The sequence below is a fragment of the Bdellovibrio sp. genome (assembly GCF_036384735.1).
Classification (GTDB): Bacteria; Bdellovibrionota; Bdellovibrionia; order Bdellovibrionales; family Bdellovibrionaceae; genus Bdellovibrio.
Map to the genome: position 1 here is coordinate 100050 of NZ_DASVLT010000045.1, position 11857 is coordinate 111906.

Below are 11857 nucleotides of genomic sequence, written 5' to 3' on the forward strand. Positions count from 1 at the left end.
TTATCTACACAGAACAAGTGCTTGAAATGCTAGGTGAATTTTAAGATTAGTGCTCCAAAATATGGATCAATTTCAACAAGTTCTTAACAGCACCATAAATTGATCTTTACAGCCCCTAAACCATTTTTTCGTCTTAAACAGAGAGCAGAATCCCTCCATAAAGCAGAGAATTCCTCTGGGAATTTGTTTCATTTCTCATTTGGATCATTGAATCACCTTTCACTCATTGAGTATGACAACGCCATGTCAAATGCTGGAACTCTCTCGGAAATTCTAAAAGATATTTATGAAGATCGTAAGACACGCAATCGTAAGTATTCGATGCGCGCTTTTGCCCGCGACTTGGGTATTTCTCCAGGTCGTCTTTCTGAAATGCTCACAGGTCAAAACATTCCGGGTCCGCGCCTGACACAGCGATTGGTGACAGCTTTAAAGATGAGCCCGGAACAATCACAGGGGTTGGTCAGAGTCGTCCAAAGCCAAAAGAAAACGAAACGCGAAACTGGCGGCGCAGTTCAATTAAAAAGCGACGAGTTCGCCGTGATTGCCAATCGCGAACACTTTTCTTTGCTCTGCTTGATGGAAACTTCAACGTTCAAGAGCGATGTTGAGTGGATGTCCAAGCGTTTAGGAATCTCGAAAACAGCAACACTTGAGGCCCTTGACCGATTAGAACGCATGGGTCTGGTCAAACAATCTCGTGGAGTTTATAAAAGTACCTACAAAGACGTGACAACGTCCCACGATATCCCTTCGGAAGCGATTCAGGAATATCATCGTCAAGGCTTGGATCACGCGACTCAGTCATTACTTGCAGATCATCCTGATTTCCGAGACATCACAAGTATCGAGATGCCAGCGGATGTTCGCAAATTGAAAGAAGTTAAAAATCACATTCGAGATTTCAGAAGGAAAATGGCGAAACTTTTAGAAAATGGCGAGCAAACTGAAGTTTATCGTCTCAACATCCAACTCGTTCCTGTCACTTCCCGAGGAGTTGTTCAATGATACGTTCTATTTTAGTTTTTGTGGTACTACTGGTGTCACAGCTTTCTTTAGCTTCGGGTTTCGGCTTAAAGCCTGATTGGAAAGAGGTCGGCAATGGCGGCAATGTTGTTCATTGTGGCAAGGGCTACAGAATGTTGGACGCCTGGGAAGCTGAGAACGGCTTCAAGCTTCCAGAATCTACGGTAAATTTTCCTGAAACGATCTTCGATGACAGTTTCGATGCCGCTTTCGCACTAGCCAATACTTTAGTGGATAGCTTGCGCTATCGTGAGTTTTCAAGATGGCAGTCTTACAAAGAAGCTCTTGCCACTTTCAAACAAGAAGCGGAATTCCTAGAGCACGTCAATTTGTTGCCTGTAAATGACCAAGGCTTGACAGTTATTCCGATTAATTGCTCTTTAGAGCAACTTGTCGTGCAAAGACGCGATATTGCTGCAGACAATATACGTTATGTTTTTAGCGGACAAATCTGGGCTCACCTGACAGTGAGTGATAAGGCGGCAGCTATAGTCCACGAGGTTATCTATCGCCGCGCCTTAAATGCCGATCCAGAGATTTTGACGTCAGAAGACGTTCGTGCCTTCAATGGTCTTTTGATCTCTAACCGTGTAGAGACTATGTCAAACTTTGAATACTACTTGATGGCAGAGAAAGTCCCCTACTAGTTTTGTTTATTTCTTTCCGCATCCAAGGTGGTTAATTGTTCGGGCGTAAGCACAATAAATAGCCCCTTGGATTTTGCGTAGATTTTTTCCTTTGAGAAAATCTCAGCCTCAATAAAAATTTTTCTCTTATCCTGCGAAACAATCTGACCTCGCACCTGATACTGTTTTTCCACAGGAATCATATTCAGAAATTCGACCTCAATCTTTGCTGCAACAACACTGAATCCATGCTTCCATCCCGTCGCGCCCATCATCTCATCCAACACAGCCGCCTGACAGCCACCATGGACATGACCTGGAGGTCCCGTGGATTTACGACTGAACCAAACTTCGGCAAGCAACTCATGATGTTTGTTCGATTTAATTAAAACCATCTCAAGCTGATTGGAGCCCAACACAAAGGCCCCTTGATCGTCTCCGATATAAGGTTTTTGAATTTGCAAAGACTTATCGTACTGCAAGTGGGACATAGAAGCTCCTGACCATTAGGATGAAACACATTTTGCGAGAAAACAACCCTGCCGTTTGACCAAAGAAATCTATTTGAGTTGGAAGCTCACCCAGGTCTTTTTAAAATATCCTTTCAATACCTATAGGAGGCCTAAATGAAAAAATTGATCCTAACGATGACGGCCCTTTTAATCCCCGCCGTCTTACTTGCAGCAACAGCCGAAGAAGTGAAACAAAAGACCAACGAAGCCGTCAGCACCGCATCAGAATATACAAAAGAGCAAAAAGATAAATTTCAAGCCGACATGAGAATGAAACTCGACAATATGAAAAAAGATATTTCAAAAATGAGGCACGATGCCTCGAAAAAAAGTGCGGCTGCCAAACAGGATTTGCGAGAAGAAATTACCAAACTCGAGAAGAAAGAAAGTGATATGAAGCAGTCCCTAGCTAAGTTAGAAAAAAGCTCGGGCAAGGCCTGGGATGAAATGAAAGAGGGCATGAGCAAGTCTTGGGATGACCTTTCTAATTCCTACGAATCCGCCAAGCAAAAATTCAAAGACAAAAAATAAGAGGTCTTTATGATTCGCAAACTTAAAACCGGACAATACCGAATTTATTCACGCAAGATCGATCCTAAAACGCATAAGAGAAGAAACTTGGGAACTTTCGACAGTCTTGAAGAAGCCCAACAGCATGAAAGACAAATTCAATATTTCAAACACAGAGGGTAAAAATTGACGGGCAGAGTTTCTAAACTCTGCCCGTATTTGAAAGGCATTGGATTTTTAACGGACAACTTTTGTTTCTAGCATCATCTTGTTTCCAAAACTACTTCATGAAAGAAAGCTGTTTACCCTATCCTCTTTTCCATCTTTTGAGGGATGAAAATCCTTTCAAATAATCAGTCCCAACTCACAGTTTCATAATATCCCATTTGCGTAGAATGATGTGTCCAGAACTGAAAAATGCGCTGAAGGTCTGACCTATTTCTTGCGAAAGATCACAATTCAATCGAATTTAATAAATATTTTTAAAGAAAATTATAAAGAAAGCTGCGACTCCATCGGCTTGCGGGGTGGAGGCATTTTTAGTCTGCCTGCCAGTGCCAGAACATCTGCTTCTAATAAAGTCTCTCTCTCTAACAACAAACGCGCTCCCTCTTCTAAAAGATCTCTATTGGTTTCCAAAATAGAGCGTGTCGTCTTCGCTGCCTCATCAATGACTCTTCGGATTTCTTCGTCAATGGCGCGGGCACTGTCTTCACTTCGTTCGCGGTGAGGAAGTGCTTGGTAGGTACCTTCCAAAAATGTATTTTGCTTTTCCTCAAAGACGACGTTCCCAAGTTTAGGGCTCATCCCATATTTCGTAACTAAAGCCTCTGCGATGTTGGTAACCTTCACTAGATCATCAGCAGCTCCCGTAGAAATCTCACCGAAAATAATGCTTTCGGAAATGCGGCCTCCTAAAAGAACAGACATCTTGTCCATTAATTCCTGACGAGTCATCAAATAGCGGTCCTCTGTAGGTCGCTGGATCGTGTAACCAAGAGAGCCAATGCCCCGAGGGATGATCGAAATCTTTTGAACCTTATCAACAGGCAACGCGCATCCGACCAAAGCATGCCCCATTTCGTGATAGGCAACAATTTTCTTTTCCATAGGGCCAAGGATGCGACTCTTTTTCTCGAGACCTGCCACGATGCGCTCGATCGCTGTGATGAAGTCCTGTTCATTCACCTCTTCAGATTTTCTTCGTGTCGCTGCCAGAGCCGCCTCATTCACAAGATTTGCCAAATCTGCGCCCGTGAATCCCGGAGTCAAAGCTGCTATATGTTCTAGGTTCACGTCACTGCCAGCTTTTACGTTTTTCACGTGAACTTTCAAAATCGCCTGGCGTCCCACTTTATCAGGACGGTCTACTAAAACCTGACGATCAAAACGTCCCGCGCGAAGCAAGGCCGGATCCAAAACTTCTGGCCTGTTAGTAGCGGCCAGGATGATAACTCCTATGCGAGTATCAAAACCGTCTAGTTCAGCCAGCAACTGGTTGAGTGTCTGCTCTTTTTCGTCGTGTCCACCAGAAAACATTCCCGAGGCACGGGATTTTCCCAAAGCATCCAACTCGTCAATGAACACGATGCATGGAGCTTGTCGCCGAGCTTGCTCGAACATATCTCGCACCCGAGCGGCCCCCACACCCACAAATAGCTCAACGAACTCGGAACCACTGATTGAAAAGAATGGGACTCGAGCTTCCCCGGCCACCGCTTTCGCAAGCAATGTTTTTCCCGTCCCTGGGGGACCAATTAATAAGATGCCCTTCGGCATCTTTGCTCCAAGACGACCGTAGTCTTCTGGCTTCTTCAAAAAATCGACAACCTCTTTGAGTTCATCTTTGGCTTCGTCTTCTCCGGCGACATCTTCAAATGTCGTTCTGATATCTGTTTCGACATATAGTTTGGCTTTGCTTTTACCTACTGACATCAAGCCTGGCACTCCTCCTTTTTCTGCCATTTTCCTTGCGAGGAACATCCAGATTCCAAAAAAGATTAACGTCGGTAGAACCCACGATAAGATATCTCGCAAAAAAGTATTTTCGACAGTTTGACTGAAGTTCACTCCAGTGCCTTCTAATGTCTTGGCTAGTGTAGGATCAACACGGGTTGTGACAAAATATTTCTTCTTATCTGCGCGAGGCTCTTTGAACTCACCACGGATGTACTTTTCAGAGATTTGCAATTGATCCACACCGTGAGATTTTAAAAGAGTTTCAAACTCGCTATAGGGAATTGCGGCGACTTGACTTGATTGCACCCAAATACTTTGCATCCAAAAAAAAGATAAGATCAGGACAAATGCGATAATAAGACTTGTGCGTTGGTCCTTCCACATATGAACTCCCCTCTTCATGATGAAAGAATTCAACTGGAATGAATACGCAAATCCCCCGGGTTGCAAGAACGCAGGAAATTATTTTGTTCATATACAGAAATCGGCGAATTTCGAAAGGTGATTAACAATTGTTATCACCTCAAGATGATATTTCGCCTCTTTCGTGAACATCTCTACTGAATGCTTGTTGCGCGCTGTGCGATTTCGTTCATTTTTCGTTAAGAAGAATTTTTTGTTTGCCTTGTCTTCACCGAACGACCACAACACTTTCGAACATTGATCTTGGAGGGTAGATGAAATTGTTCGCAGTTGTTTTCGTTTTGTTTTCTGCTGCTTTTGCACGAGCACAGGTTTCTCAAGAACTTCCTTATTATGGTGAACAGTTTTATCAAGAGCTTGCTTCAGGCGTTTCAAATGAGGCGCTTAAAACAAGCATCAAGAAAGTTTTGCGCAGCTATCACGTCAAATCAAATAACGGTCCCGACCAGATCGTAAACAACTGTGCGGGCCAAGAAGGCTGTTATGCACATATCTCTTTAGGTTATGATCGCGCACGTATCTTTATGATGGGCGTTTACTATCTTCAAGATCGCGGCAACAACACCTACGCCATCCACGATGTGTACTGTGATACTGATAAAACGACGGCCGATTTCATTCATGGAACTCCTCCAGGTCCCCGCGTGATTCCTGATGGCAACATCTTGAACACCGAGCACACATGGCCACAAAGCAAGTTCTCGGGTCGTTTCGATAAGAACATGCAAAAGTCTGATCTTCACCACCTGTTCCCTGCGGATAATGAAATGAACTCTGTTCGAGGCAACAACGCCTTCGGCGAAGTGGTAAAAGATAAGAAGACTTTGAAATGTCCAGTATCACGTTACGGCACACCTGCTGGCGGCGGCGCTGATGTTTTCGAACCGCCAAAAGATCACAGAGGGAACGTGGCTCGTGCCTTGTTTTACTTCTCTGTTCGTTACGAGCTTCCCATCGACGGAAAGCAAGAGGCCGCTTTGCGAAAATGGAATCAAGAAGACCCTGTAGACGACGAAGAAATCGCACGTAACAACGCCATCCAAGGGGCGCAAGGAAATCGCAATCCCTTCGTTGATTATCCAGAGTTGGTAGACCGTATTACTGATTTCTAAATCGTGCGGGCAGCGATGCAAAGCTCATCACAACGTTCGTTATGAACAATGCCTGAATGAGCTTTGATCCACTTCCACTGAATTTTACGATCTTGTGAAAGTTGATCCAAGATCTGCATTTGATCGACCCCGGGAATGGGTCGATCATTTTTTTTGACCCAGCCATAGTCTTTCCATTCTTGCAGCCACAATGTCATTGTATCGACCAGGATTCGAGAATCTGTGTAGAATATCACTTCAACATTTTCAGGAAGCACTTGCAAGGCCTCTATGGCAGCCTGAAATTCCATTCGTGTGCACGTGGTCCTACGAGCCGCACCTGAAGATTCTTTTAAGATTTTTCCATCTTTTAAAATCACAAATGCCCAGCTGCCACGACCGTGTTTATAACTGCCATCAGTGTACACTTCGTATAGCGGCGATCGATGGCCCCTTAGCAGTAAAGATTTCAGCTTTTGGATTATCACTCTTCCACCTTTGCATCTGCCGATGATAAGGATTGCACGACGAATCCGCCGACCCCAGCCAACACCCACACTACACCACAAAATACAATCATCGAACGAACAGAGAATCCCTTGATCATCCAAGGGGAAATCAGAGTGAAAAACAAAGTCGCTGTGGATTCTAACGCCATTTTCAAACGGAACACTTTTGTCAAATCACGAACTGGAAATTTCTTTTGCACAAGATCGATAAAGGACAAATCACTCATTGGTCCGGACAAGCCCGCCAAAGCCGCAGCCAAAATCACTAAAGCAATAGATGGTGCAAACCCCATTAACATAAAGCCCAAACCCAACCACATGTATCCAGAGTAAAGTAAATACAACAGCCGCTTGCGCGCTCGATTTCCGAAGTAAAGAGAGCCCGCAAAGTTTCCAAGCCCATAAGATGCCATCACAAGACCGAATGATTTCGCATCCCCTTGGGTCATCTCGTGAACAAGCAAAGGAAATCCAATCATTAAAGCCAAAGTCCAAGCTCCTGATGTTATTGCCTTTGAAAAGAAAATATAACTCATTCCAGCTTTGTTGCGCACTAAATGAAAACCCGAATCAAGAGTATCAAGAAAGCTCGCCCGCTTCGTTTGCTCTTCCCCCAAGTTCTGAGGAACAAAGGTGCGCAAGGAATAAACCGACAATGCTGAAACGACAAAAGTCATCGCATCTAATGTAAAGAAATGAATCATCGGGATAAAAGCAGAAAGAAGTCCTACAATCGCCGGGCCCACCATACGTGCCATACGAATTGTTGTGCCCATCAATCCGTTTGTAGATTGCATCGTCTCAGTATCTTTTGCTAACAGCGGAATCGTCGCTTGAGTCGCAGGATCAAAGAAAGCACTTAGTGCCGACAGAATCAAAGCCACAGTCCACAAAATCGTCAATGGTAGCGGAAAGAAAACAGACACGATGACAGGAATCAAAACAATTCCAGCGCGGAGAAGATCAACCCCCACCATTGTACGAAGGGGATGCCACTGATCTGCCCACTTGCCACCAATGAAACTTAAAAGCATCAGCGCTGCAGTTTGTCCGGCAGCTAGGTATCCCGTGTTCGCCCCCATAAGTCCCACAGCGAACCATGTCAGACCAACACGATAAATCTCGTCACCAACTGAAGAAAATGCCTGACCAAACCACAAACGCAGAAGTTGTGGTTGTCGAAGAGCCTTTAACATAAACCCATTCCCTAGGACGACTGCCTCTTGAGAAGATCGTACTCCCTTCAAATGAAATTTCATGTGGAATTGCACTGAGCCACCGAAAAATAAGCAAATCTCAAAACACTATCCCTTAAGGTCCTTTTTAATAAGAGCCTCCATCCATTCCATCAAAGCCAAAGCCCGACGAGAGACGTGGCGGCGCGAGGGATAGACAATGGACATTGTCATAGGTTCCGGCAAATGTTTGGGAAGAACTTCAACAAGTTGTCCAGACTTTATAAAATCTTGCAAATGCGAATTGGGCACTTGGATAATCCCATACCCTGCAAGACAGCATTCCAAATAAGTCTCGGCATTATTCACTGTGATAAGACTTTTCATTGGAATGTTATGAACTTTGCCATCTTCGAAATATTCAAAATCTGCCGGGGCCGCCCGCATTCCCATTCGCGACGAATAATTCACCGCAAAGTGATTGGATAGATCCTCGATGCTTTTAGGCTTGCCGTATTTTTTGATATAGCCCGCACTGACAAGATTTACTTGAGGTCTACGCCCTAATGGTCTTGCAATCAATGAAGAGTCCTGCAAATTCCCGCCACGAACAGCAAAATCCACCCCCTCTTGAATAAGATCCACAAAGCGATCCGTCACGCCCAACTCAATTTCAATTTTTGGAAAAAGCTTATTGAATTGCGGCAAATGAGAAATCACAAGCTGTCTTGCCAGTCGACTTGGCAGATCAATTCGCACCTTGCCTGACAAATCTTTAGGAGCCTGCTGAAACATTCCTTGCAGCTCATCAAAATCAGACAACACACTTCGACAACGTTCATAGAAAAGTTGTCCATCCTGGGTGAGCCTCACAGTGCGAGTCGTTCGATTTAAAAGTCTTGCCCCAAGCTCGGCCTCAAGCTGTTGCACCGCTGCCGACACAGTTGCCTTAGGCAAACCCATCGTGTCTGCGGCTCTTGTGAAGCTTTCTAAATCCGCGACATTGATGAAAATGCGCATTGAATGAGTGCTATCCATAAAGGCTCCCGGCTCATGTCCATTGTTCTGATTTTATGTACAGTTTATCCACAAATTGCGTCTTTATACAAAATTATTCATACAATACGATGGATACAGATCAAGAAAACACTTTCAGAGGAGATATTATGAGCACTCAAGAAACTAAGATCGCATTAATCACAGGTGGCAGCCGAGGCCTTGGTAAGAATGCCGCATTAAAAATAGCACAGCAAGGTCATGACGTGATCTTCACATACAACAGCAAAAAGACAGAAGCCGAAGAGGTCGTTCGCGAAATCGAAGCTTTAGGTCGCAAGGCCATGGCCCTACAATTGGATGTCGGTAACTCAAAATCCTTCGAGGCTTTTGCCAAGCAAGTCCACTCAGCCTTGAAACAAACATGGAGTCGCGATCATTTCAATTTTTTAGTGAATAATGCAGGTATTGGAATCCATTCTCCGTTTGCACAGACAACGGAAGAGCAATTCGATCAACTGATGAATGTTCATTTCAAAGGAGTTTACTTCCTAACACAAAAGCTTTTGCCTATCATCGCAGATGGCGGACGAATCGTGAACATCTCGACAGGTCTTGCACGTTTTGCAATTCCTGGATATTCCGCTTACGGAGCTATGAAGGGAGCCATCGAAGTTCTTTCGCGTTATATGGCGAAAGAATTGGGTGCTCGAGGTATTGCCGTGAACGTTGTCGCTCCGGGCGCAATTCACACGGACTTTACAAAAGACTCTTTTGATTCACATCCCGAAATGGAGAAATTCATTTCCTCACAGACAGCGTTGGGTCGTGTCGGAGTCGCCGATGATATTGGCGGTGTCATTGCAAGCCTTCTTTCTGAAGACAATCGCTGGATCAATGCCCAGCGAATTGAAGTCTCTGGCGGTATGTTCCTCTAAGCGATTGATATTTCAATCCCTTGAAGAATCGTCAGTAACTTTCGACGGCGGATCTTATCCATCAAGGAGGAAGCCTGATGAGGGCTTTCTTCTTGAATAACAGGGGGATTATTTTGAACCCTCAATTCAGTCATCCCTGTGATTTCAAAAGCACCGACTAAAATAATCATCATAAGCATTACGAAGCGCATCCTTGCCCTCCTATTAATATGTAGACACCGCAGCCCTTAAAACCGGTTAATCCCATTTTCCCCGTGTCATTCTGAGAATTTACCAAGGGGAATTTTTTGCCGCTTTCGCTTAAACTTCATTCAGATTTTTTCAAACACTTTCCGTTTTGATGTGATCTAAAAACTTTTGTGAATTTTGTTAACACAATGTTTTGAAAATCTGTCTTCGCGGTTAACACCTTCAAATCTATTTTTTTTGACCCATTTTTATTTTTAAAATTCCGCATTAACCTGTTCATGGATTTCAGATTTCAATTTGGAGGAATCAATGAACAGCACAAAACTACTTCTATCGCTTGGCTTGGTAGGATTGCTCGCGGGATGCGGTAATGGCCTGCAAACGGCTGACAGCACAAGTAGCAGCAATTCATCTCAATCAACTTCTTCGACGACGGCCCAAAAGTCAGCGGCACAAACAATGTTAAGCGATTTACAAGCAGACCTTCAGGGTCAAGCTGTCGCGAAAGCCGCAGTTGGCGCACAACAAAAGATTTCACTCAGCAGTCTCGGTCTTAGCTCAGCTCAAATCAGTACAATCATCGCCAGCGCAGCAGCATCTTTAGAATCAGCAAATCTTACCAACAGCAATGACTTATCTGCGATTATTCCTAGTATCATTCAAGGTGCAAGCCTTGGTGTAGGCACATTGAATCTTTCAAACCTCACTGGCACATCTTCTTTGCTTGCAACGATTGGCGACAGCGTCTTGAATTCTTTGGTGAATCAATCCACCAGTTCTGTATCGACAAATTTGATTCAAAGTGTAGCAAGCTCGTTGTTCTCTAATTTGAATTCTGCTGGCGTAAGTTCTGGCAATCAGTCTTCTGCGGCTAGCTCTATCATCAATACTTTACTGAGCGGTCTGAGCAATAAAGACCTTGATGTTAGCAGCTTGACATCTGTTGTGGAAAGCTTGGCATCCGGTTCAGTACTTGGATTGGGCAACCTTGGCAACTCTTCCTCAGTTCTTTCAACTATCGTGAATGCCTTGGGATCTGGCTCATTGACTGGACTTACAGGTTTGATTTCTAACTTGGGATCTAGCAACACAGCATCGACAACTCTACAAAGTCTTATTAGTGCCTTCACTTCAGGTTCAAACTCTGGTTTGAGTTCAGTTGTGTCATCAATCGGTGGAAACTCATCAGTACTAAGCACTCTTCTACAAAGTCTTCTTTCTGGTATTAACAACTCTGCATCTACAAATACATCATCATCAACTGCAAGTGTTGTCAGCTCCATCGTAGGATCACTTTTGGGATCTTTGTTGTCTCACCTGTAGTAAGAAATTTTAAATTGTTTTCCGTCACGAGCCCTGAGGTGCCTTCCCTCGAGGGTTCGTGTGTTTTTAAGAAGCCAAAGGTCTGGCTTTTGATAAAAGTTAAGCTTCCATTCTATGTCGTCATCGTTCCAAGAACGTCATTCCGGTGATTGTTTGCAGAGCGAACACAAAGTAGCAGACGGAGCGGTCTGAGTTTCTTTACCTTTGATAAAAAGTTACGGCTAAGGAGGCCCACATGAAAAAGTTGATTCTCTCTACGATCGTATTAGTAATGGCTGGTCTTTCAAGTGCTTACGCTCAGGATGAAGCTATAGCGCAAGAACCAACAACAGAAGGCGTGATCCAACCCTATCTTAGAAGTTGTGACTCACCTTATCTTGGTCATAATGAATCCTGCATGAGTAGTACAAACTCATGTCCTGGCGGTTATGAGTTTGATCATGCCAACTATTGTTGTGATCACAATGGCAACTTCTATCGTTGCGGCACTATTTGTAAGTCCATTTACAGCGGCGGCCACTAACTTATTTTTTAAATTTCTAACGAGCCAGGTTGATTCTTCAATCTGGCTTCTTTATTT

General features: G+C 44.1%; 14 protein-coding genes. 8 read left to right on the forward strand and 6 right to left on the reverse strand.

Annotated features, from left to right (window positions below):
- Positions 1–243 precede the first annotated feature (243 nt).
- Together VF412_RS12935 and VF412_RS12940 are read left to right on the forward strand one after the other, a co-directional pair.
- Positions 244–1008: a TIGR02147 family protein gene (locus tag VF412_RS12935; protein WP_331339672.1), complete on the forward strand. Its 765-nt coding sequence runs from the start codon at positions 244–246 to the stop codon at positions 1006–1008.
- Entirely contained in the window at positions 1005–1673 is a 669-nt protein-coding gene (locus tag VF412_RS12940) for a hypothetical protein (RefSeq protein WP_331339673.1), read from the forward strand. Before VF412_RS12935 ends, VF412_RS12940 begins: the two co-directional genes overlap by 4 nt.
- Here VF412_RS12940 and VF412_RS12945 read toward each other — a convergent pair.
- Entirely contained in the window at positions 1670–2143 is a 474-nt protein-coding gene (locus VF412_RS12945; RefSeq protein WP_331339674.1) for a PaaI family thioesterase, read from the reverse strand. The two genes, VF412_RS12940 and VF412_RS12945, sit on opposite strands and share 4 nt — an antisense overlap.
- Before the next feature lie 135 nt (positions 2144–2278).
- On the opposite strand from VF412_RS12945, the gene VF412_RS12950 reads away from it, so the two are divergent.
- Positions 2279–2695, forward strand: coding sequence for a hypothetical protein (locus VF412_RS12950; protein ID WP_331339675.1), 417 nt, complete (start codon positions 2279–2281; stop codon positions 2693–2695).
- 9 nt (positions 2696–2704) lie between these two features.
- Positions 2705–2857 (forward strand): hypothetical protein, encoded by a 153-nt coding sequence (locus tag VF412_RS12955; RefSeq protein WP_331339676.1) that lies wholly within the window; start codon positions 2705–2707, stop codon positions 2855–2857.
- 309 nt (positions 2858–3166) lie between these two features.
- On the opposite strand, the gene ftsH is transcribed toward VF412_RS12955, so the two are convergent.
- Complete coding sequence (gene ftsH, locus VF412_RS12960; RefSeq protein ID WP_331339677.1) at positions 3167–5017, reverse strand: ATP-dependent zinc metalloprotease FtsH; 1851 nt, start codon at positions 5015–5017, stop codon at positions 3167–3169.
- Positions 5018–5310: 293 nt separating this feature from the next.
- Here ftsH and VF412_RS12965 point away from each other — a divergent pair, with 293 nt between their 5' ends.
- Entirely contained in the window at positions 5311–6168 is an 858-nt protein-coding gene (locus VF412_RS12965; protein WP_331339678.1) for an endonuclease I family protein, read from the forward strand.
- Here VF412_RS12965 and VF412_RS12970 read toward each other — a convergent pair.
- The 3 genes from VF412_RS12970 to VF412_RS12980 all read right to left on the reverse strand — a co-directional run bounded on the left by VF412_RS12970 (position 6165) and on the right by VF412_RS12980 (position 8869).
- The gene (locus VF412_RS12970; RefSeq protein ID WP_331339679.1) at positions 6165–6635 is read right to left on the reverse strand and encodes a ribonuclease H; all 471 of its coding nucleotides are present in this window, start codon (positions 6633–6635) and stop codon (positions 6165–6167) included. The genes VF412_RS12965 and VF412_RS12970 overlap by 4 nt on opposite strands.
- A complete protein-coding gene (locus VF412_RS12975; protein ID WP_331339680.1) occupies positions 6632–7852 on the reverse strand; it encodes an MFS transporter in 1221 nt (406 codons plus the stop codon). The genes VF412_RS12970 and VF412_RS12975 overlap by 4 nt, the downstream gene beginning before the upstream one ends.
- A gap of 108 nt (positions 7853–7960) precedes the next feature.
- Positions 7961–8869 (reverse strand): LysR family transcriptional regulator, encoded by a 909-nt coding sequence (locus VF412_RS12980; protein WP_331339681.1) that lies wholly within the window; start codon positions 8867–8869, stop codon positions 7961–7963.
- 128 nt (positions 8870–8997) lie between these two features.
- On the opposite strand from VF412_RS12980, the gene VF412_RS12985 reads away from it, so the two are divergent.
- Positions 8998–9765, forward strand: coding sequence for an SDR family NAD(P)-dependent oxidoreductase (locus VF412_RS12985; RefSeq protein ID WP_331339682.1), 768 nt, complete (start codon positions 8998–9000; stop codon positions 9763–9765).
- Here VF412_RS12985 and VF412_RS12990 read toward each other — a convergent pair.
- Complete coding sequence (locus VF412_RS12990) at positions 9762–9956, reverse strand: hypothetical protein (RefSeq protein WP_331339683.1); 195 nt, start codon at positions 9954–9956, stop codon at positions 9762–9764. The two genes, VF412_RS12985 and VF412_RS12990, sit on opposite strands and share 4 nt — an antisense overlap.
- A 307-nt stretch (positions 9957–10263) precedes the next feature.
- On the opposite strand from VF412_RS12990, the gene VF412_RS12995 reads away from it, so the two are divergent.
- Both VF412_RS12995 and VF412_RS13000 read left to right on the forward strand, forming a co-directional pair.
- Positions 10264–11277 carry a hypothetical protein gene (locus VF412_RS12995; protein WP_331339684.1) on the forward strand — a complete coding sequence of 338 codons (1014 nt, stop codon included), beginning with the start codon at positions 10264–10266 and terminating at the stop codon, positions 11275–11277.
- 235 nt (positions 11278–11512) lie between these two features.
- Complete coding sequence (locus VF412_RS13000) at positions 11513–11800, forward strand: hypothetical protein (RefSeq protein ID WP_331339685.1); 288 nt, start codon at positions 11513–11515, stop codon at positions 11798–11800.
- Positions 11801–11857 lie beyond the last annotated feature (57 nt).

Coding starts and splice junctions, on each gene's coding strand:
- VF412_RS12945 (WP_331339674.1), bottom strand. CDS start 2,143: ATGTCCCACTTGCAGTACGATAAGTCTTTGCAAATTCAAAAACCTTAT.
- VF412_RS12980 (WP_331339681.1), bottom strand. CDS start 8,869: ATGGATAGCACTCATTCAATGCGCATTTTCATCAATGTCGCGGATTTA.
- VF412_RS12990 (WP_331339683.1), bottom strand. CDS start 9,956: ATGCGCTTCGTAATGCTTATGATGATTATTTTAGTCGGTGCTTTTGAA.
- VF412_RS12935 (WP_331339672.1), top strand. CDS start 244: ATGTCAAATGCTGGAACTCTCTCGGAAATTCTAAAAGATATTTATGAA.
- VF412_RS12995 (WP_331339684.1), top strand. CDS start 10,264: ATGAACAGCACAAAACTACTTCTATCGCTTGGCTTGGTAGGATTGCTC.
- VF412_RS12985 (WP_331339682.1), top strand. CDS start 8,998: ATGAGCACTCAAGAAACTAAGATCGCATTAATCACAGGTGGCAGCCGA.
- VF412_RS12940 (WP_331339673.1), top strand. CDS start 1,005: ATGATACGTTCTATTTTAGTTTTTGTGGTACTACTGGTGTCACAGCTT.
- VF412_RS12975 (WP_331339680.1), bottom strand. CDS start 7,852: ATGTTAAAGGCTCTTCGACAACCACAACTTCTGCGTTTGTGGTTTGGT.
- VF412_RS12955 (WP_331339676.1), top strand. CDS start 2,705: ATGATTCGCAAACTTAAAACCGGACAATACCGAATTTATTCACGCAAG.
- VF412_RS12965 (WP_331339678.1), top strand. CDS start 5,311: ATGAAATTGTTCGCAGTTGTTTTCGTTTTGTTTTCTGCTGCTTTTGCA.
- VF412_RS13000 (WP_331339685.1), top strand. CDS start 11,513: ATGAAAAAGTTGATTCTCTCTACGATCGTATTAGTAATGGCTGGTCTT.
- VF412_RS12950 (WP_331339675.1), top strand. CDS start 2,279: ATGAAAAAATTGATCCTAACGATGACGGCCCTTTTAATCCCCGCCGTC.
- ftsH (WP_331339677.1), bottom strand. CDS start 5,017: ATGTGGAAGGACCAACGCACAAGTCTTATTATCGCATTTGTCCTGATC.